This is a genomic window from Streptomyces sp. NPDC001137, from assembly GCF_040298885.1.
GTDB lineage: Bacteria > Actinomycetota > Actinomycetes > Streptomycetales > Streptomycetaceae > Streptomyces.
In genome coordinates this window covers 91347-112165 of the sequence record NZ_JBEPBA010000013.1, presented here as the reverse complement: position 1 = coordinate 112165, position 20819 = coordinate 91347, and the positions used below count along the sequence as shown (strand labels likewise).

Annotated in this window: 17 protein-coding genes and 1 tRNA gene; 11 read left to right on the top strand and 7 right to left on the bottom strand. The window is 68.9% G+C overall.

Annotation, left to right across the window (positions count from 1 at the left end; all coding sequences use genetic code 11):
- Positions 1-22 precede the first annotated feature (22 nt).
- The 4 genes from ABT254_RS25555 to ABT254_RS25540 all read right to left on the bottom strand — a co-directional run bounded on the left by ABT254_RS25555 (position 23) and on the right by ABT254_RS25540 (position 3198).
- Positions 23-421, bottom strand: a complete 399-nt coding sequence (locus tag ABT254_RS25555) for an SH3 domain-containing protein (RefSeq protein ID WP_351474360.1) — start codon at positions 419-421, stop codon at positions 23-25.
- A gap of 171 nt (positions 422-592) precedes the next feature.
- Positions 593-1840: an ATP-binding protein gene (locus ABT254_RS25550; RefSeq protein ID WP_351474357.1), complete on the bottom strand. Its 1248-nt coding sequence runs from the start codon at positions 1838-1840 to the stop codon at positions 593-595.
- Positions 1837-2574 (bottom strand): hypothetical protein, encoded by a 738-nt coding sequence (locus ABT254_RS25545; protein ID WP_351474354.1) that lies wholly within the window; start codon positions 2572-2574, stop codon positions 1837-1839. The genes ABT254_RS25550 and ABT254_RS25545 overlap by 4 nt, the downstream gene beginning before the upstream one ends.
- A 117-nt stretch (positions 2575-2691) precedes the next feature.
- Positions 2692-3198 (bottom strand): protein-tyrosine phosphatase family protein, encoded by a 507-nt coding sequence (locus ABT254_RS25540; protein ID WP_351474352.1) that lies wholly within the window; start codon positions 3196-3198, stop codon positions 2692-2694.
- 110 nt (positions 3199-3308) lie between these two features.
- Between ABT254_RS25540 and ABT254_RS25535 the strand changes: the two genes are divergently transcribed.
- Entirely contained in the window at positions 3309-4112 is an 804-nt protein-coding gene (locus ABT254_RS25535) for a nuclease-related domain-containing protein (protein WP_351474349.1), read from the top strand.
- Positions 4113-4193: 81 nt separating this feature from the next.
- Here the strand turns inward: ABT254_RS25535 and ligD are convergent, their stop codons facing one another.
- A complete protein-coding gene (ligD, locus tag ABT254_RS25530) occupies positions 4194-5075 on the bottom strand; it encodes a non-homologous end-joining DNA ligase (protein ID WP_351474346.1) in 882 nt (293 codons plus the stop codon).
- Between the two features lie 81 nt (positions 5076-5156).
- Between ligD and ku the strand changes: the two genes are divergently transcribed.
- Entirely contained in the window at positions 5157-6170 is a 1014-nt protein-coding gene (gene ku, locus ABT254_RS25525) for a non-homologous end joining protein Ku (RefSeq protein ID WP_450751326.1), read from the top strand.
- Between the two features lie 127 nt (positions 6171-6297).
- Complete coding sequence (locus tag ABT254_RS25520) at positions 6298-7188, top strand: HindIII family type II restriction endonuclease (RefSeq protein WP_351474341.1); 891 nt, start codon at positions 6298-6300, stop codon at positions 7186-7188.
- Between the two features lie 5 nt (positions 7189-7193).
- Here ABT254_RS25520 and ABT254_RS25515 read toward each other — a convergent pair whose 3' ends face one another.
- Entirely contained in the window at positions 7194-9212 is a 2019-nt protein-coding gene (locus ABT254_RS25515) for a DUF1156 domain-containing protein (protein ID WP_351474338.1), read from the bottom strand.
- Between the two features lie 227 nt (positions 9213-9439).
- A tRNA-Arg gene (locus tag ABT254_RS25510) sits at positions 9440-9511 on the bottom strand.
- A gap of 61 nt (positions 9512-9572) precedes the next feature.
- On the opposite strand from ABT254_RS25510, the gene ABT254_RS25505 reads away from it, so the two are divergent.
- From ABT254_RS25505 to ABT254_RS25470, 8 genes are all read left to right on the top strand, one after another.
- Positions 9573-10160, top strand: coding sequence for a response regulator (locus ABT254_RS25505; protein ID WP_351474683.1), 588 nt, complete (start codon positions 9573-9575; stop codon positions 10158-10160).
- A 98-nt stretch (positions 10161-10258) separates the two neighbouring features.
- Positions 10259-11236, top strand: a complete 978-nt coding sequence (gene nrtL / locus ABT254_RS25500; protein ID WP_351474336.1) for an ArgS-related anticodon-binding protein NrtL — start codon at positions 10259-10261, stop codon at positions 11234-11236.
- Between the two features lie 16 nt (positions 11237-11252).
- Positions 11253-12644, top strand: coding sequence for a diaminopimelate decarboxylase (lysA, locus tag ABT254_RS25495; RefSeq protein ID WP_351474333.1), 1392 nt, complete (start codon positions 11253-11255; stop codon positions 12642-12644).
- A 161-nt stretch (positions 12645-12805) separates the two neighbouring features.
- Positions 12806-14104: a homoserine dehydrogenase gene (locus ABT254_RS25490; RefSeq protein WP_351474680.1), complete on the top strand. Its 1299-nt coding sequence runs from the start codon at positions 12806-12808 to the stop codon at positions 14102-14104.
- Between the two features lie 6 nt (positions 14105-14110).
- Positions 14111-15169, top strand: a complete 1059-nt coding sequence (thrC, locus tag ABT254_RS25485; RefSeq protein WP_351474330.1) for a threonine synthase — start codon at positions 14111-14113, stop codon at positions 15167-15169.
- Positions 15170-15441: 272 nt separating this feature from the next.
- Positions 15442-16371 (top strand): homoserine kinase, encoded by a 930-nt coding sequence (gene thrB, locus ABT254_RS25480; RefSeq protein WP_351474327.1) that lies wholly within the window; start codon positions 15442-15444, stop codon positions 16369-16371.
- Positions 16372-16788: 417 nt separating this feature from the next.
- Positions 16789-18789 (top strand): transcription termination factor Rho, encoded by a 2001-nt coding sequence (gene rho, locus ABT254_RS25475; protein WP_351474324.1) that lies wholly within the window; start codon positions 16789-16791, stop codon positions 18787-18789.
- 126 nt (positions 18790-18915) lie between these two features.
- Positions 18916-20754: a trypsin-like serine protease gene (locus ABT254_RS25470; RefSeq protein WP_351474322.1), complete on the top strand. Its 1839-nt coding sequence runs from the start codon at positions 18916-18918 to the stop codon at positions 20752-20754.
- Positions 20755-20819 lie beyond the last annotated feature (65 nt).

The window sequence follows — 20819 nt, the reverse complement described above, 5'->3', positions numbered from 1 at the left end:
TCGGTCTTGTGATCTCAGGGTGTCAGCACCAGCGCGGTTGTTCGTGGCTGATGACGTCGATGAAGCGGGCCGAGCCCCACGCCCAGGTGCCGTCCGGGAGGAGGTACCAGATGTTGTCGCCGTCGACGCTCTGGCCCGGGGTCTTGCAGAAGATCGAGACCCGCTCGCCCCGGTGCGCCACCCGGATCACCTGGCTGCCGCGGTTCGGCGCACTGCGCAGAAACAGCGTCTCCGCGGTGACGACGCCCCGCGCGAGCCGGTCGTGGTCGTGGTCGTGCTCGCCCCCCTGGCCGAAGCCGGGGTCCCCGCCACCGTCACCCCACTCGTCGTCCGCGAGGGCGGGGGAGACGGCTACGGAACTGACGAGGGCACAGGCGGCGGTGGCGGTGGCCAGGCGTATGAGGGTGGAGCGCAGGGACATGGGGGATACCTCCATGAACGGGGGCGAAGCTGACTATTCGCCACATTAGGAGGAGGGGGCGGGGGCCGCCTGTCCTGCTGGTCCATAGGAGCGCCCCCTTAGGGGCGCGGGGAACTGCGCGATCAACCCGAACGGACTCGCGCCCAACGAACCACCTGAAGTCCCGAGCTCCTAGTCCCCCAGACCCAGGGTCAAAATCGCAACCGCCCCGCCATCCACCGCATTGGCGAACTCCAGCCGCGCCCCCAACACCTCGGCCTGCCCGACCGCAATGGTCAACCCGAGCCCGTGCCCCTTGGCACCACCCTCCGTGCGGAACCGCTGCGGCCCGTGCTCCAGCAGATAGCCCGGGTACCCGTCCCCGTGATCCCGCACGGTCACCACCGCCCCGTCCACTGTCAGAGACACCGGCGCCCGCCCGTGCTTGTGCGCATTGGCGACCAGATTCCCCAGCACCCGCTCCAGCCGCCGCCGGTCCGTCTCCACGCGGGCGTCCCGCAGGACGACGACCTCCGTGTCGGTCCCCGACGCCCGCACCACCCGCATCGCCAGCGCGCCCAGCTCCTCCGCGTCCAGCTCCAGCTGCTCCCGCCCGGTGTCCAGCCGGGAGATCTCCAGCAGGTCCTCGGTGAGCGTGCGCAGCGCGGCCACCCGGTCCCGCACCAGCTCCGTGGGCCGGCTCGGCGGCAGCAGCTCGGCCGCCGCGTGCAGCCCGGTCAGCGGGGTGCGCAGCTCGTGCGCCACGTCCGCGGTGAACCGCTGCTCGCTCAGCAGCTTGCCCTGCAACGAGGCCGCCATCGAGTCCAGTGCGGCCGCGACGGCGGCCACCTCGTCCTGGGGGTGCGTCGGATCCTTCGTACGGGGGTCGTCGACGCGCGCGTCCAGGTCGCCGGCGCTGATCCGCCGGGCCACCTGCGCCGTGGCGTGCAGCCGCCGTGTCACCCGGGTCACCGCGAACGCGCCCACCAGCAGCGTCACCGTGATGGCCAGGCCCGACGACCACAGGATCGACTGGTCGAGCGCGGCGATCGTACGGGACTGCTGCGAGTAGTCGACCTCGACGGCGAGCGCCCTGTTCCGGTCCGCGGGGCCCGCCGCCCACATCGTGGGATGCCCGTGCTGCTCGGAGACCATCGTGCCGCGGTCCCCGTCCGCCGCCAGCTCCCGCAGCGCCCTCGGCAGCCCGGGGGGATCGACGCCCGCCCCGGGCAGCAGCGAGTCCCCGGCCTCGTACGCCTTCGTCGCGTCCGTCAGGCGCGACAGCGCGAGGTCGCGGGCCTGGCCGACGGTCTGGTTCGTCACCGACACATGCACGAGCACGCCGAGCAGCGCGGCGAGCGCACAGCACATCACGGCGATGAAGACGGCGGCCTTCAGGGCGAGCGTGCCCGCCCACTGGGGGAGCGCGAGCCTCCTCATGGGGTCGCCGAGGGGGAGGGGGAAGGGGAGGCGGAGCGCGATCCGGAGGGGCGCGTCAGACGCTCGCGCTTGCCGATGTGCAGCATCTCGTCGTGGGTCAGCAGCATCACGCGCTGGTTCGGGTCCCAGGTCCACTGGAAGCGGTACTCGTAGTCGGCGAGATCGGACGGCGCGTGGATGATGACGGAACGCCCGGCCAGTTCGACCCCGCTCACCGCGTCGTTGTTCGACATGACCTGGACCACCCGGCCCGCCTCGACGGTGTAGACGCGCACCGCCGTCTGGTTGCCGGGCAGCAGCCGGAAGCCCAGCGTGAGGTCGGGGCGCCCATCACCCGTGATGTCCCGGTAGTACGCCTTGAGCAGCGGACACTTCGGGTTCGCCGGCTGCTTGCCGCAGTAGGCCATACGGCGGGCCGTCTCGCGGTACGGCGCCTTGGAGCCGGAGTAGTCGTCCGGGTGCTGGGACATCTCGGCCCTGACGACGGCCGGCGGGTCCACCTTGCGGATGTCGCCGCCCGGAGCCGTGATGCCCTTCATGGCCTCGGCCTCGCCGTTGTCGTAGTCCCAGGCGGGACTGGCCGCCGGGCTCAGGCTCGGCCACAGCTTGTCCGGACTCGTCGCGGTCGGGGTCGACCCGGCGCCCTGCAGTCCGCCCGCGTCACCGCAGCCCGCCGCCAGCAGCGCGCAAAGGGCTGTGGCGAGGGCTGCACATGCGGCGCGAGTGCGGAGCACTGTACTCCTGTGGCTGAGAACGATCGGTGACCCGGTACACCCTATTCGTCCGGCGAAACGATTACCTCGCCACTCGGCTCCCTGGCGAAACGGCTGCTCGGCGACCTGATCGCCCGGCTACTCGGCGAGTTCCTCAAGCAGCCGTGCCGTGGACAACCCCGCCCGCAGATAGTCCACGAACAGTTCGTTGTGCAGCGCCCAGGGCGAGCGGCGGGACCGTATCAGCCGTATCGCCTCCTCGGTGGCGTGCCCCCGGCGGACCAGGGTGTGCGCGACGACCAGCCCCGAGCGGTTGTACCCGTGATAGCAGCGGACGAGGACCTTGCGGCCCCCGTCCAGTGCCTCGCCCGCGGCCTGCGCCAGGCGCATCACACCCGCGAGCTGGGTGCCGTCCAGCGGCCCGTCCGGTATCGCCCACACATGGTGCTCCACACCGGGGTCGGGGCCGTGCCCGGGCAGTCTCAAAAGAGTCTGTACGAGATCGAACTCGCCCCGCACGACGGCGAACTCCAGTTGCCCGGTGCGGCCCCTGAACTCGTGCCCGCCCATCCACAGTCCGGGCACTATCTCGCTCCACGGACTGTCCGGTGCCGGTACGTCGGGCTGCTTCCTGCGGGTACGCAATCACGCCTCCCCAAGCGCCGCTTCCGTGGAGCCCAACTCCTCTTCAAAGGTAGCCGGGTTCTTGCCCGGGGAGCACCCCGCCTGTTCCCATGGTCAAGGGGTGATGGCGCATGACCGGACTACGCGTCGTACCGTCCTGGCGGCACGGTCAGGAACGGCTCTACGTATGCCTCACGGACGGGCGGAACGTCGCCTGGTACGACAAGGAGGCCGCCAGGGTCAACCTGCTCAGCGAGGACGAGCGGGAGGGCGTGCTGCGGGCCCTGGGCCCCTTCCTCACCGGCCCGGTGACCGTCGGCCCGCCGCCGGTCCCGACCCCGGCCGAGCTGGCCCGGCTCTCCCTCCACCCGGACGACGACCTGGCGCCCAACCGCCCCGGCGAGGCGCTGCTGGTCGCCCTGGACCGGGAACCCGGCCCGCCGCACCGGCTGCGTCCGGACCCGCGCCGCCGGGCGCTGGCGGCGGAACAGGCGGTGGGCGAGGCCCTGGACCGCCTCGACGGGGCGGGCTGGCACGCCCTGCACTCGGTACCGCTGCCCGGCGGCGACCGCATCCACCACCTGGCGATCGGCCCGGGCGGACTGTTCGCCGTCCATACGGTGTACGCGCGTAAGCAGAAGGTGACGGTGGCCGACCCCATGGTCGCCCTGGGCCGCCGCGAGCCCCACCCGCTGCTGCGCCGCGTCCGAGCGGACGCCGACCGGGCGTCGCACGCGCTGACCGCCGAGGTCCACCCGGTCCTGGCCCTCGCGGAGCCCGCGGAGGTCACGGTCCCGGCTCCGCTCCGCGAGGTCCGGGTCCTCAAGGACACGGACATCGAGGGCCTGGCCCGCCTCGGCGGCGTCCTCAAGCCGGCGGACGTGGAGGCACTGCACGCGATGGCGCGGGACCGGGGGACGTGGACGCGGGTGTGACCCCCGGTCCGTGCGGCGTTTGAGGACGAGGCCGTCAGGCCGAAGGGGGGTCCGGGGGCGCAGCCCCCAGGGAGAGCGGGTTCAGGGCAGAGGCGCCGCACCGGCGGGGTCGAGCAACGGGGCGAGCAGATCGCCGTAGTCCTGAAGGCGGGGCGCAAGGTCAGGTGCCTGGAACGTGAGCTGCGCAGCTGACCTGCACTCCTCGACCTCGGTCCAGGTGACGGGCGCGGAGACGGTGGGCTCGGGGCGGGCGCGCAGGGTGTAGGGCGTGGCGGTGGTCTTCCGGGCGGCGTTCTGGCTCCAGTCGACGAAGACCTTGCCGGGTCTCAGGCTCCGGGTCATCCGGTGCAGGGCGAGCCGGGGCATGGCCCGCTCGGCCTCGACGGCGAGCTGCTTGGCGTACTCGCTCACCTGCTCGGACGGGGTGGGCCGTACCGCGGCGAGCAGGTGCAGCCCCTTGGAGCCGGAGGTCTTGGCGAAGGCGTCGATGCCGTCGGCCGCGAGCCGTTCCCGCAGCCAGAGGGCGATCTCACAGCAGTCGACGACGTTCGCGGGCGCCCCCGGATCGAGATCGAAGACGATCCGGTCGGCGACACCGGCGTCCTGGACGACCCACTGGGGCGTGTGGAACTCGGTGACGAGATTCGCGGCCCACATCAGGCTCGCCAGGTCCTGGACGAGCACCATCCGCGCCGGCCCCTCCATCCGCGGCACCTCGGCGGTGGTGACCCAGTCGGGCGTACCGGGGGGCACGTTCTTGGCGAAGAACACCTGTCCGTCCGGCCCGTCGGGATACCGCAGGAAGGAGACGGGCCGGTCGCGGAGATGGGGGAGCAGGTGGTCGGAGGTGGTGGCGTAGTAGTGCAGCACCTCGCCCTTGGTGAACCCGGTCGCGGGATACAGCACCTTTTCGAGGTTGCTGAGCGCGAGCCGTCGCCCCTCCACCTCTGTGATCGGCGTCATACGATGAGAATCTCACGCAGACTGCGATGAAACATTGCGAACTCCGTAAAGCGTTCAAAACAGACCGAAAGGGTGCTGCACGTGCGATCCATATGGAACGGCGCCATCTCGTTCGGCCTGGTCAGCATCCCGATCAAGCTGGTGAACGCCACCGAGAGCCACTCGATCTCCTTCCGCCAGATCCATGTGGAGGACGGCGGCCGCATCCGCTACCGCAAGGTCTGCGAACTGGAGGACAAGGAGGTGAGCGGGGCGGAGATCGGCAAGGGCTACGAGGACGCGGACGGCACGATCATCCCGATCACGGACGAGGACCTGGCCCATCTGCCGCTCCCCACGGCGAAGACGATCGAGATCGTGGCCTTCGTTCCCGCGGACAGCATCGACCCCCTCCAGATGGACGCGGCGTACTACCTCGCGGCGGGCGGCGCCCCGGCCGCGAAGCCGTACACCCTCCTGCGCGAGGCCCTCAAACGCAGCAACAAGGTGGCGATCGCCAAGTTCGCCCTGCGCGGCAGGGAACGGCTGGGCATGCTGCGGGTGGTGGAGGACGCCATCGCCATGCACGGCCTCCTGTGGCCGGACGAGGTCCGCGCCCCCGAGGGCGTGGCCCCCGACGCGAAGGTCAGCATCAACGACAAGGAACTCGATCTGGCGGACGCCCTGATGGACACCCTGGGCGGGATCGAGCTCGACGAACTCCACGACGAGTACCGCGAGGCGCTGGAGGAGGTCGTGGCGGCGAAGGCGGCCGGTGAGGCACCGCCGGAGGCCCCGGAACCGGCGGCGGGCGGCAAGGTGCTGGACCTCATGGCGGCGCTGGAGAAGAGCGTGAAGGCCGCCAAGGAGTCGCGCGGCGAGGAGGAGCCGGCAGACGTCAGACGCCTCCCGGCCCGAACGGCCCCGAAGCAGTCGGGTGGGAAGAAGTCGACGTCAACGGCCAAGAAGACGACCGCGAAGAAGACGACGGCATCGGCCTCGGCGAAGAAGTCGACGGCGAAGTCCACGCAGGCGACGAAGAAGACGGCGGCAAAGTCGACCACCGCGAAGAAGACGCCCGCGAAGAAGACGACGTCCCGCAAGCGCACGGCCTGACGCGGCGCGGTGAGGTCCGCTGGGGGATTGGTGGTCGACTCGCCCCATGCGGCAGAGACCTCCGCTAGCATGATCGTCCAAAATGATAGCTTTTGCGGGCGCTCAGCTGGGTGGGGATCGAGGTCACATGCACTTCTCGATAGACGAAGTTGTCGATGAGCTTGCCGTGGAGGGGTTTTCGTTCGACCGTGCATCCATCGAACTGGAGAGAATCATCCGAGGTGCGGATGATGATGAATTCTCTGCCTTGCTGGTGAGGGCCGGATGTATTCCGGAGCGGTACAGTCACGACTCCACCGAGGAAAAGCTGTACGCCAAGGCAATGGATTCGATCGTTGCCGAGTCCCTTCGTCGACTCGGGTATGAGGCCCAGGTCTCGCAGGAAAGAGCAAATTCGGCGGACGTGGTGGCATACGGGGGGCCGCCCGCACACTCTCTGGTCGCGGATGCCAAGGCCTTCAGGCTTTCTCGCACAGCCCTGAATCCCAAGGATTACAAGATCGAGGCCCTCAACGAGTGGCGGAACGGAGCCGATTACGCGATCCTGGTTGCCCCCATAGCGGGCTACCCGGAGGGTGAAAGCCGCCTTTATGAGGAGGCCGACAGATATCAGGTGACGCTACTCTCCTACTCGCATCTTGCCCTGATGATCGACTCGCGGTCGGGGCCGCCTCAGCTTCAGAGTATTTGGGAGCGTGGCGTCGAGCCCACATCATTCACCCGCAGCGCTCCGAAGTACTGGAGTGCACTGGACAGCGCATTGCGTGAGGCTCTGTCGTGGGACCGGGTGAATTGGGCGGAGGCGAGAAGGCAATACTTCGAAAGCCTTCTGCTCAATGCGGAGGAAGAACTCGCCTACTTCGATCAAGTGGCACGGAGAATTTCCGCCATGAGTCGTGAGGAGCTCGTCGACATTGCCGTGGACGCACTCAAGATCGACAGCAAAAGGCGCACCATCCTGGCGCGAGTGGCAAAAACCAGGGCCCTCATGAACGAGGTGGAAGTTCAAGAACGGTAACTGCCTCAGCGTGATGTGAAGCTGAAATCCGGGATGCTTTCGTAGATTTTATCGGCAATCTCGCGGCATGCGGAGTTCACCGTGTCCTGCCGGCTCAACATCTCCTCGGTGAACTGACTGAGCCGGGCCTCGACGGCGGATACGAAAGCCAGAGTCGCTGCCACATCATCCGGCCAGTCGGCTGCGGTCGCGCGTTCCAAGGCCGCCTTGATCAGCTTGTCGATATTGGGAGAATCGGGTACCAGACCCATCGCGCTCGCTGCCTCATGAGGCCTGGCGACCAGGACGAGAGAAGTGTTGATCGCGGCTGATTTCATCGAGCGAGGCCGGTGCGTTCGCTCGATCGTCATGGGCCATAGTTGCGTGATTTTCAGTCCTGCCCGCACATAAGCCGCGATCAGCGACGACCAGCCGCTGATGGAACTGTGCGCGTAGCAGACCGTGATCACGCCGTCGTGCTTGATGACGCGTCGCGATTCTCGCAGGACCTGCGCCATGCCTGTACTGAAGTAGTTCCAGGCTTCCCCGGGGCCTCCCTGGCGCCGGGGAGCCGCGGTGAGCTCCCTGGTCGAGTCGGTTCTCGGCTCGCTGAAGATCTCGGGAAATCCGCCGATCAACGCCATCCTTTTGAAGGAATAGATGCAGTCGGCGAGGATGCTGTAGTAGAGGTTGTCGTAGTACGGAGGGTCGGTGACCACAGCATCGAAGAAGGCGTCCGGGTAGGCCATGGAGCGGGAGTCGCCACGCGTGATCCTCTCCTCCTGGTCCGGCGGCATCGGGATCTGGTCCACGCCGGCAGCGATTCGCTCAAGTTTTCCATAGAGATTCGCCGGACCGCGCAACAGCGGATCGATCTCGACGAAGTCCCACAGCATGGGCATACCCGGGCCGGAGAGACCACGGCCTACCTGCTCATTCTGTGAGATCCACATGCACAGTCGGGAATTCCAGTCGGCCAGTTGGTCGATGAGACCTGAAAGGAAAGCCGCGATCGCTTTTGATTGAGGCTCTCCGTATGCTTCTTCCCAGATCTTCTGGCGCTCACTCAGGATCCTGCAGAGGCGGATGGTGACTGCGAGTTGCCGCTCCGTGAACAGGGAAGCAATGGTGTCATGACCGTACACGGTGGGATTCGTGATGCCCGACCAGGCTGGGATTTCGACGTCAGGAAGCTGCAGGTCGAGCGCAGCGCAGTCTTCCTTGATCATCCGCTCCGCGACACCATCGGCGATGTAGTGCTGCGGCTTCGTCGCGGGAAGGAAGTGCTTTCTCTTGTCGAGTTTTGTAACTGCCGTGAGCTTGTCGGCCGAAGCCGTTCGGATCAACTCGGCCGTTCGCTGTCTGTCGTATTCCTGCCCGCAGAAGAGGCACCGCAGAGAGTTTCGCCCGCTCCAGGCCGAGTGATCGGCTACTGCCCCAGAGGCCGATTCGACGACGTGCACATCGAATGACTTCGTCTCAAAATTCGGCTCCTGCACGACGGCTCGTTGCTTCCCGGCCTTCTTGGAAAGCCAGGGTCGCTTCTGGAGCGGCATCTCGTTACCGCAGCCGGTGCATGTGGCGGAACGGCTCCAGAAGTAGCAGATGATGTTTTCGGCGTCACGGGCCGGATACAGTTCACTGGTCTCAGCTTTTAGCTGGTCCAGGACCTGCATTCCCTCCAGCATCAGGAGATGCCGGAGCTGCCGGCCGGCGGACCTGCTGAGATCGAGGAGCGCCTTCGCCGTGAAATAAGCGAGCTCGTTGTTCTCCATCCCGTACATCTTGACGCCCAGGCGCGTACCGGCGAGGGGGAAGGTGGCGCCCCCCACGAACGGATCAAGTACCTTCGATTCCGCTGCCGTTCGAGCCGGGTCGAGAGAGGCGGAGATCAGCTCTCTTGCCGTGGAGAACGGGCGGCGAGCCCACCAGGTGAAGACGGTGTGGGGGGAAGAGGCGCGCTGGTACCTTTCGGAGGTGCCCGCTTCGGAGATCGACGCGACATCGAGATGCTGTTCAATCGGACGCTTCTGGATCTCCGACACTAATTCTCCTCAGGGCATTTTAATCAATGCAGTGTCTCATATTCCTGAAGGGGAGAGCATGCCGTCAAGGCGGGGAGCGGCTTTGGCCGGACCATAATCCGCGAGGCTCGCCCCGGCCTCAGCGGCAGGGGCGGCGCGCTCGGCGCTGTCGACCTGGCGCAGACACGCGAAGACCCCGCACTCAGCGAACTCGCTGGTGGCGGGGTCTTTAGGCACCTCTGAAAGGGTGCCCCCGGCAGGATTCGAACCTGCGCACACGGCTCCGGAGGCCGTTGCTCTATCCCCTGAGCTACGGGGGCGTGTCCGCTGCGCTGTGTGCGCGGCGACGGGTAGAACCCTACCAGTTCATCGGGGGTGTTCATGAACGGGTTTCCGGCGTCGCCCGGCGCGGCCGCGGAGGGCCGAGGGCGTCCCCCGCAAGGGCCGGAAGTGGGGAAAACCCGGACGCGGTGGCCGGTCCGCACCTACTCTCGAGTTGTGCCAGGCGCGTCGGGCCGGGTGCTTGTTGTGGACGACAACAAGGTCATCCGGCAGCTGATCAGGGTCAATCTCGAGCTGGAGGGTTTCGAGGTGGTGACCGCGGCTGACGGTGCCGAGTGTCTGGATGTCGTTCATCAGGTGCGGCCCGATGTCGTGACCCTCGATGTCGTCATGCCCCGGCTGGACGGGCTGCGGACCGCCTCCAGGCTCCGCTCCGATCCGCTGACCCGTGACCTTCCCCTCGTCATCGTCAGTGCGTGCACCACGTACGAGGTCGAGACCGGGCTCGACGTGGGGGTCGACGCCTTCCTGGCCAAGCCCTTCGAGCCTGCCGAACTCGTGCGCCTCGTGCAGCAGTTGATCGAGCGGAGGAGGAGTACGAGGGGCCGGGGAGAGGATGGTGGGTCCGGGCTCGGGAGTGTTCTCGGGTTCGGGGAGGCCGAGCGGGCCGGCCGCGCCGGCGGCTGACCGGGGCGGACGTCCGGCGTTCACCCGCCCGTCCACATCGCGGACCCTCGCCCAAATCGGCTCGCCCACCCACCCCCCTCCTCCCATACGCTGTTGCCGTGACCCCCGTCGAGCTCTCCCGCACCGTGCTGCGCGCGGTGCGTCGTGCTGTCGACGAGGGGGAGCTGAGCGTGGCCGTGCCGCAACGGGCCGTGGTGGTGCCGCCAGGTCCGGGTGGCTGTGGCGACTACGCCACCAACATCGCCCTGCAGCTCGCACGGCCCGCCGGACAGCCACCCCGGCGTGTTGCCGAGATCCTGCGGCAGCACCTCGCCCGGACGGACGGCGTCGCGGACGTCGTCGTCACCGGGCCCGGCTTCCTCAACATCAGTCTGCGGGAGGCGGCCGCATCCGCGGCCGCGCTGACGCGCGAGATCCTCCGGGACGGCACGGCGTACGGTCACACCGACGCCCTCGCCGGGCAGGTCGTCGAGTTGCGCATCGCGTACGACGTCCGGGCCGAGGTCGTCGCCGACGCCCTCGTGCGCATCGTCGGCTCCCAGGGCGGCCGCGTCGAGGTCGACCACCGCGAGCCGGTGAACCTCCGGCCGGTCCCGGCTCCCGACGATCCCGCCCTGCTGGGCCCCGACGCCGCCCGCTGGGCACTGCTGCACCCCGCCGCCCACGACCGGCCCCGTATCACCGCCGATCACCTGGTCCAGCGCGAGAGCAACCCTCTCTTCCGCGTCCGTTACGCCCACGCCCGCACCCGGGCCCTCAGCCGTAACGCCGCCGACCTGGGCTTCACCCCCGAGCCCGGAGACGTACAAGAGGACATGGCCGCCCTGCTCGCCGTCCTCGCCGACCACCCCCGCGTTCTCGCCCGTGCGGCTGCACAGCGCACGCCCGACAGTCTCGCCCGGCACCTCGTCACCGTCGCCGACGCCGTTCTCGCCGTCCTTCCGGTGGTGCTGCCGCGCGGCGACGAGAAACCCTCGGCCGCCCACCGTGCCCGGCTCGCGCTCGCCGAAGCCGCCGGGGCGGTGCTGGCCGGCGGCCTGTCCCTGCTCGGCATCGACGCACCCCAACACCTCTAGAGAGCCAGCGAAGAAGATGAGCCGTTCCGCACACCCCGCCGGGCCCCGTCACGCCGACGTCCTCCCCGAGGGCCACTACTCCGCCCCGCCCAGCGACCTCAACGTCCTCGACCCCAAGGTCTGGGCCCAGACGGTCACCCGTGACGAGGACGGGGTGGTCACCGTCGGCGGCATCGACGTGAAGACCATCGCCGAGCAGTACGGCACCCCCGCCTACGTCCTCGACGAGGCCGACTTCCGGGCCCGGGCGCGGGCCTGGCGCAGCGCCTTCGGAACCGACGCCGACGTCTTCTACGCCGGCAAGGCGTTCCTGTCGCGTGCCGTCGTGCGGTGGCTGCACGAGGAGGGGCTCAATCTGGACGTGTGCTCCGGGGGCGAGCTCGCCACCGCTCTCTCCGCCGGCATGCCCGCCGACCGCATCGCCTTCCACGGCAACAACAAGTCGGTGGAGGAGATCGAGCGGGCCGTCCGCGCCGGTGTCGGGCGGATCGTCCTCGACTCCTTCCAGGAAATCGTGCGCGTCGCCCACATCGCGCAGGAACTCGGCAAGCGGCAGCGGGTGCAGATTCGTATCACCGTGGGTGTGGAGGCGCACACCCACGAGTTCATCGCCACCGCGCACGAGGACCAGAAGTTCGGGATCCCGCTGGCCGGCGGGCAGGCCGCCGAGGCCGTGCGGCGGGCGCTTCAGCTCGACGGGCTCGAACTCATCGGGATCCACAGCCACATCGGGTCGCAGATCTTCGACATGTCCGGGTTCGAGGTCGCCGCGCACCGGGTGGTCGGGCTGCTCAAGGACATCCGTGACGAGCACGGCGTCGAGCTGCCCGAGATCGACCTCGGAGGCGGGCTCGGGATCGCGTACACGAGCGACGACGATCCCCGCGAGCCGCACGAGATCGCCAAGGCGCTCACCGAGATCGTCACGCGTGAGTGCGAGTCGGCCAGGCTGCGCACCCCGCGCATCTCCGTCGAGCCGGGACGGGCCATCGTCGGTCCGACGGCCTTCACGCTGTACGAGGTCGGCACCATCAAGCCCCTCGACAACCTCCGTACCTACGTCTCCGTCGACGGCGGTATGTCCGACAACATCCGCACCGCGCTGTACGACGCCGAGTACAGCGTCGCGCTCGTGTCGCGGACCTCCGACGCCGCACCCATGCTCGCCCGCGTCGTCGGCAAGCACTGCGAAAGCGGGGACATCGTGGTGAAGGACGCGTTCCTGCCCTCCGACCTGGCACCGGGTGACCTCGTCGCCGTGCCCGCCACGGGTGCGTACTGCCGGTCCATGGCCAGCAACTACAACCACGTGCTCCGGCCGCCCGTCGTCGCCGTGAACGACGGTGAGGCGCGGGTCATCGTCCGCCGCGAGACGGAAGAGGACCTTCTGCGTCTCGACGTCGGATGAGCCGGACGTCCGGGAAACTCCCGGCGGGGTGGAAGATCTCCTGTCTTCCACCCCCGTACAAATGAAATAGATGTCTCACGATCCGGACATAGGACAGAAACTCCCGTCCGGTGAGTGAGACTGGTCCAACCGTAGACGGTATGAGGAAACGAGGTCGGATGATGCGTACGCGTCCGCTGAAGGTGGCGCTGCTGGGCTGTGGGGTTGTCGGCTCAGAGGTGGCGCGCATCATGACGACGCACGCCGAAGACCTCGCCGCCAGGATCGGGGCGCCCGTCGAACTGGCCGGTGTGGCCGTGCGCCGGCCCGACCGGGTCCGTGAGGGCATCGACCCGAATCTCGTCACCACCGATGCCACCGCGCTCGTCAAACGCGGCGACATCGACGTCGTGGTCGAGGTCATCGGCGGCATCGAGCCGGCCCGCTCCCTCATCACCACCGCCTTCGAGCACGGCGCGTCCGTCGTCTCCGCCAACAAGGCGCTGCTCGCCCAGGACGGCGCCGCTCTGCACGCCGCCGCCGAGGAGCACGGCAAGGACCTCTACTACGAGGCCGCCGTCGCCGGCGCCATCCCGCTGATCCGCCCGCTGCGCGAGTCCCTCGCCGGCGACAAGGTCAACCGCGTGCTCGGTATCGTCAACGGCACCACCAACTTCATCCTCGACAAGATGGACAGCACGGGGGCCGGGTACCAGGAGGCGCTCGACGAGGCCACGGCGCTCGGTTACGCCGAGGCCGACCCCACCGCCGACGTCGAGGGCTTCGACGCCGCCGCGAAGGCCGCCATCCTCGCCGGTATCGCCTTCCACTCGCGGGTGCGGCTCGACGACGTCTACCGCGAGGGGATGACCGAGGTCACCGCGGCCGACTTCGCCTCGGCGAAGAACATGGGCTGCACCATCAAGCTCCTCGCCATCTGCGAGCGGGCCCAGGACGGCGGCTCGGTGTCCGCGCGCGTGCACCCCGCCATGATTCCGCTGAGCCACCCCCTCGCCTCCGTGCGCGGCGCGTACAACGCCGTGTTCGTCGAGTCCGACGCGAGCGGTCAGCTCATGTTCTACGGGCCCGGTGCCGGCGGTTCGCCGACCGCGTCCGCCGTGCTCGGCGACCTCGTCGCCGTCTGCCGCAACCGGCTCAGCGGGGCAACGGGGCCCGGCGAGTCGGCGTATGCCGCGCTGCCCGTGTCGGGCATGGGTGACGTCGTCACCCGCTATCACATCAGCCTCGACGTGGCGGACAAACCGGGTGTTCTCGCCCAGGTGGCGACCGTCTTCGCGGAGCACGGTGTGTCGATCGATACGGTTCGCCAGCAAGGCCGGCCAGAGGGGGACGGCGACGCATCGCTCGTCGTCGTCACCCACCGCGCGTCCGACGCCTCCCTCTCCGGGACCGTCGAGGCGCTGCGCAAGCTCGACACCGTGCGGGGTGTCGCCAGCATCATGCGGGTTGAAGGAGAGTAACCAGCAATGACCCACCAGTGGCGCGGAATCATCGAGGAGTACCGGGACAGACTGCCGGTGTCCGACACCACGCCGGTCGTGACGCTCCGCGAGGGCGGCACGCCCCTCGTGCCCGCGCAGGTGCTCTCCGAGCGCACGGGCTGCGAGGTCCACCTGAAGGTGGAGGGCGCGAACCCCACCGGGTCCTTCAAGGACCGCGGTATGACCATGGCCATCACGCGGGCCAAGGAGGAGGGCGCGAAGGCCGTGATCTGCGCCTCCACCGGCAACACGTCCGCGTCCGCGGCCGCGTACGCCGTGCGGGCCGGCATGGTTTCGGCCGTTCTCGTCCCGCAGGGCAAGATCGCCCTCGGCAAGATGGGACAGGCGCTCGTGCACGGCGCCAAGATCCTCCAGGTCGACGGCAACTTCGACGACTGCCTCACCCTGGCCCGCGCGCTGAGCGACAACTACCCCGTGGCGCTGGTGAATTCGGTCAACCCGGTGCGCATCGAGGGCCAGAAGACGGCCTCCTTCGAGATCGTCGACATGCTGGGCGACGCCCCGGACATCCATGTCCTCCCGGTCGGGAACGCGGGCAACATCACCGCGTACTGGAAGGGCTACAAGGAGTACGCCGCCGACGGCGTCGCCGCCCACACCCCCCGCATGTGGGGCTTCCAGGCCTCCGGTTCCGCCCCGATCGTGCGCGGCGAGATCGTCAAGGACCCCTCGACCATCGCCACCGCGATCCGCATCGGCAACCCCGCCTCCTGGCAGTACGCCCTGGCCGCGCGGGACGAGTCCGGCGGCTTCATCGACGAGGTGACGGACCGTGAGATCCTGCGCGCCTACCGGCTGTTGGCCGCTCAGGAGGGCGTCTTCGTCGAGCCGGCGTCCGCCGCGTCCGTCGCCGGTCTGCTGAAGGCCGCCGAGCAGGGCAAGGTCGACCCGGGCCAGAAGATCGTGTGCACGGTCACCGGAAACGGTCTGAAGGACCCCGACTGGGCCGTCGCCGGCGCCCCGCAGCCGGTCACCGTCCCGGTCGACGCGGTGACGGCGGCCGAGCGCCTCGGTCTGGCCTGACGTACGGCCTGACGTCCTGCCGGACGGGGAACTCCCTCCGAGGGGTGCACAGGGGGCTTACGGCACGCATCGTGCGCCTCCTGTGCGCCCTATGTCGCCACAGAAGCATCCTTCGATAGGCTGTACCGAACCCGCCCGCCGCATATGCCTCCGCCCATGGAGCGTCTGGACGGTGCCGCGCCGTCTCCGCGGCCTGAGGGTCTCCCCGTACGTAGCCGATGTCGTATCGAATGTTTTCGACCATCACGCAGCTCAAGGAGAGTCATCGAGAGATGGCCGGTCCCGCCTTCCGCGCCGCCGCCGTAAGGGTGCGCGTCCCCGCCACCAGCGCCAACCTCGGTCCGGGCTTCGACGCCCTCGGTCTGTCGCTGGGGCTCTACGACGACGTCGTCGTCAGGGTGGCCGACTCCGGGCTGCACATCGACATCGCGGGCGAGGGCAGCGAGACGCTGCCGCGTGACGAGAAACACCTTCTCGTACGTTCCCTGCGCACCGCCTTCGACCTGCTCGGCGGGCAGCCGCGCGGCCTCGAGATCGTCTGCGCCAACCGCATCCCGCACGGCCGTGGCCTGGGATCCTCCTCGGCCGCCATCTGCGCGGGCATCGTCGCCGCGCGCGCCGTGACCATAGGCGGGGAGTCGAAGCTGGACGACACGGCCCTGCTCGAGCTCGCGACCGAGATCGAGGGCCACCCCGACAACGTGGCGGCCTGTCTGCTCGGCGGCTTCACCCTCTCCTGGATGGAGGCGGGCGCCGCCCGCGCCATCAGGATGGATGCCGCCGATTCCATCGTTCCGGTGGTTTTCGTGCCCGGAAAGCCGGTCCTCACCGAGACCGCGCGCGGCCTGCTCCCGCGCACCGTGCCGCACGTCGACGCCGCCACCAACGCGGGCCGTGCCGCCCTGCTCGTCGAGGCCCTCACCAGGCGCCCCGAGCTGCTGCTGCCCGCCACCGAGGACCGCCTCCACCAGGAATACCGCGCGCCCGCCATGCCGGAGAGCGCCGCGCTGGTGGAGCGGCTGCGGGCCGACGGAGTCCCGGCAGTCATCTCGGGTGCGGGACCCACCGTGCTGGCGCTGGCCGACGCCGACAGCGCCGACAAGGTCGCCCATCTGGCAGGCGCGGGCTGGGCCGCGAACCGGCTCGAACTCGACGCCCAGGGAGCGAGCGTGCTGCCGCTCGCCACCCAGGGTGTTGATTAAAAAGCCTGCGGTTGCCGGATTTCGAGAGGGGGAATGTTTGTTGGATCCGGTAGTGTTAATCTCAAGTCTGCACCCGACCCCACCATGGCGAGGTGCTTCGTGTCCCCGTCCGGGACAGACATTCTTCCGGGAGCCTCCCAAGCCGCACTGTGTTCCGTACGACGTACGCGGGCAGTACCTCGTACGCGGGCACTGAGCGACTTGCCGGGCACGCTCCGGAATCGGTGCGACCAAGCCACGTGACACCGACACTCGGTGCCACGGCCACGGCTTTGGGAAGCGCCATCCCAGATATTGCCTCCGCCACCTTTGGCGGACCACCGCCCCGGCACGGTCCACACAGCAAGGACCGAAGCCGGAAGCACAACCGGTCGCCGAGCCAGACAGGCCGACGTCCGCTCCAGGGAAGGACCCTTCGTGAGCGACACCACCGATCTGATGGGCGCACGTGTCGAGGAGACCGCTGCCGCGCCCGCCACGGACGCCTCCGCGCCTGCCACCGGTGCAGGCTCCCGGCGGCGCCGCGGTACCGGCCTCGAGGGCATGGTGCTGGCCGAGCTGCAGCAGGTCGCATCCGGCCTCGGCATCAGGGGCACCGCGCGCATGCGCAAGAGCCAGCTGATCGAGGTCATCAAGGAGGCGCAGGCGGGCGGGGGTGCCGCCCCGGCGAAGGCTGCGTCTTCCCCCGCCGGGGACGCCACCGAGACCAAGCCCAAGCGCCGTGCCACCTCCAAGGCACGTACGGGCGAGGACGCCGCTCCCGCCGCCGAGAAGAAGGCGGCCGAGAAGGCCGTGGCCCGGCAGCAGATCGAGATCCCCGGCCAGCCGGCCAGCGAGGACGCCCCCGCCGAGCGGCGCCGTCGTCGCGCCACCGCCGAGGCGGGCAGCCCCGAGACGGTCGCCGCCGAGGCGAAGAGCGAGCCGAAGGCCGAGACGCCCGCCCCGCAGGCGCAGGGCGACGCCGGTGACGGCGAGGGCCGCCAGGGCCGCCGTGACCGCCGTGACCGCGACCGCGGAGGCCGGGACCGCTCGGGCCGCGGCAACAAGGGCGACGAGCAGCAGGGCGGCCAGGGCGGTGGCCAGCAGCGCCAGGACCGTCAGGACCGGGGGGACCGCCAGCAGGGCGGCGCCCGCCAGGACCGCCAGCAGCGTGACAACGGCCCGCAGGACGACGACGACTTCGAGGGCGGCCGCCGCGGCCGTCGGGGCCGTTACCGGGACCGCCGTGGCCGTCGTGGCCGTGACGAGATCGGCAGCGAGCCGCAGATCGGCGAGGACGACGTCCTGATCCCGGTCGCGGGCATCCTCGACATCCTGGACAACTACGCCTTCATCCGTACGTCGGGCTACCTGCCGGGCCCCAACGACGTGTACGTCTCCCTCGCCCAGGTCCGCAAGAACGGCCTGCGCAAGGGCGACCACGTCACCGGCGCGGTCCGTCAGCCCAAGGAAGGCGAGCGGCGCGAGAAGTTCAACGCGCTGGTGCGTCTCGACTCCGTCAACGGCATGGCGCCCGAACACGGCCGCGGCCGCCCGGAGTTCAACAAGCTCACCCCGCTGTACCCGCAGGACCGCCTCCGCCTGGAGACGGACCCGGGCGTGCTCACCACCCGCATCATCGACCTGGTCTCGCCCATCGGTAAGGGCCAGCGCGGTCTGATCGTGGCCCCGCCGAAGACCGGTAAGACCATGATCATGCAGGCGATCGCCAACGCGATCACGCACAACAACCCCGAGTGCCACCTGATGGTCGTCCTGGTCGACGAGCGTCCGGAAGAGGTCACCGACATGCAGCGGTCGGTCAAGGGCGAGGTCATCTCCTCGACCTTCGACCGCCCGGCCGAGGACCACACCACGGTCGCCGAGCTCGCCATCGAGCGCGCCAAGCGCCTGGTGGAGCTGGGCCACGACGTGGTCGTGCTGCTCGACTCCATCACCCGTCTGGGCCGCGCCTACAACCTGGCCGCGCCCGCCTCCGGCCGCATCCTGTCCGGTGGTGTCGACTCGACCGCGCTGTACCCGCCGAAGCGCTTCTTCGGTGCGGCGCGGAACATCGAGGACGGCGGCTCGCTGACCATCCTCGCCACCGCCCTGGTGGACACCGGGTCCCGCATGGACGAGGTGATCTTCGAGGAGTTCAAGGGCACCGGCAACATGGAGCTCAAGCTGGACCGGAAGCTCGCCGACAAGCGCATCTTCCCGGCGGTGGACGTCGACGCGTCCGGTACCCGTAAGGAAGAGATCCTGCTCGGCAACGAGGAGCTCGCGGTCGTCTGGAAGCTCCGCCGTGTCCTGCACGCGCTGGACCAGCAGCAGGCCATCGAGCTGCTCCTCGACAAGATGAAGCAGACGAAGTCGAACGTCGAGTTCCTGATGCAGATTCAGAAGACGACGCCTACGCCCGGCAACGGCGACTGAGGTCCGGTTCTTCTCAGGTTCCTCTCAAAAGGGCGGCTCCCGTGACGGGAGCCGCCCTTTTGGCGCTGATAGGAACGGGCGCGCTTTTGCGCCTCTCCCATCACTGTGTCCCCGGGGGGAACACCCTTGTCCACATCCCTGTCCGGCAGCGGTCGTCACCGACGCCGGATTCGTCTCGTCCTGCCCGTGGCCGCCGCCGGCATCGCCGCCGCCGTGGCCGCCGCGCTGGTGGGTACCTCGGCCAACGCCGCGACCTCGGTGCCCACGCCGACCGGCAAGCCCGCCACCAGCTCCGTGTCGACCGCCGAGCTGAAGAAGCGCATCGCGGGGGCGCTCGCCACCGACGGCACCGCGGGCAAGGCGACGCCGAAGTCGTCGTACAGCGCGAGCACGACCGACTCCACGGGCTCCACGGTGAGCCCCTACGTCATCGGCGGTACCGACACCGCCATCACCTCGGCGCCCTTCATGGCGCAGCTCTGGTACTACGACGACCAGGGCACCACCGACGAGAGCGACGACCTCGGCTTCTTCTGCGGCGGCACGGTCGTCTCGCCGACGAAGATCCTCACCGCCGCGCACTGCGTCAAGGACGAGAACGGCACCAGCTACAACTGGAAGGCCTACGGCGCCGTCCTGACCGGCACCTCGCAGCTGCCGACCACGGACAGCTCCGGCAACACCGACCTGCACGGCGGCACCGTCTCGCTGCCGCTGCGGCAGTGGAACCACCCGTCGTACAGCCCGTCGACGATCAACAACGACATCGCCGTCCTCACCCTGGCCTCGCCGATCACGGCCACCCCGATCAGGATGACGACCTCGGGCGACACGGCCTCCTACGCGGGCGGCACCAGCGCCAAGCTCTACGGCTGGGGGCGCACCAGTTCCACCAGCAGCGACATCTCCGAGACCCTGAAGTCGACCACGCTGACCATCCACACCGACACCACCTGCTCCGGCGTGTACGGCAGCGAGTACGTCAAGGGCCACATGATCTGCGCCGGCACGCAGAGCGGCACCGACTCCGGCACGAAGGCGGCCTGCAACGGTGACTCCGGTGGGCCGCTCGTCGTCAACAACCGTATTGTCGGCGTCGTTTCGTGGGGTGTCGCGAACTGCGTGAGCAAGGGCTACTACAGCGTCTTCTCGAAGGTCAGCACCTACATCGGTGCGGCCTACGCGAACGTCGACGACACCAACCTCAGCCGCACCGACGGCAAGGCCGACCTGTTCCTGCGCCGTGCCTCCGACGGCACGGGCTACGAGGCGGACTCCAAGGGCAGCGCGTTCTCCCCGGTCGTGAACCTGGGCAGCTTCTCTGGCCTCAACGTCGTGCTGCAGACCGACCTCAACCGGGACGGCTACCAGGACTTCGTGGTCCGGCAGAGCTCCACCGGCGACGTCTACTGGATGCACTACGTGCCCGCCAGCGCCTCCTGGGCCAACTCGAAGCTGTACAGCGACTGGAGGACCCGCCTGCGGATCATCACGCCCGGCGACGTCACCGGTGACTACCTGCCCGACCTGCTCTCCGTCGACTCGGGCGGCACCCTGTGGATCTACCCGGGCAAGGGCAACGGCACCTTCGGGGCGCGCGTATCCGTGGGCACGGGCTGGAACCAGTACAACATGGTGCGCGGACACGGGGACTTCAACGGTGACGGCAAGGCCGACCTGCTGGCCCGCAAGAGCAGCACCGGCGACCTGTACCTGTACAAGGGCACCGGCAAGTCCGGCACGGGCGCCTTCTCGGCCCGCGTCAAGGTGCGCAGCGCCTGGACCGGATACAACGCCTTCGCGGCCGTCGGGGACGTGAGCGGCGACGGCAAGGCCGACTTCCTGGCCCGTACCTCGGGTGGCACGCTGTACCTGTACAAGGGCACCGGCAAGGCCACGACGGAGATCTTTGCCACAAGGATCTCCGTCGGCAGCGACTACAAGCAGTACGACGTCTTCGGCTGAAACCGCTGGTGAGCCTGGTCCAGCCGTAAACGCCGGTGACGCTCTGTGCCCAATCCTCCACGGGT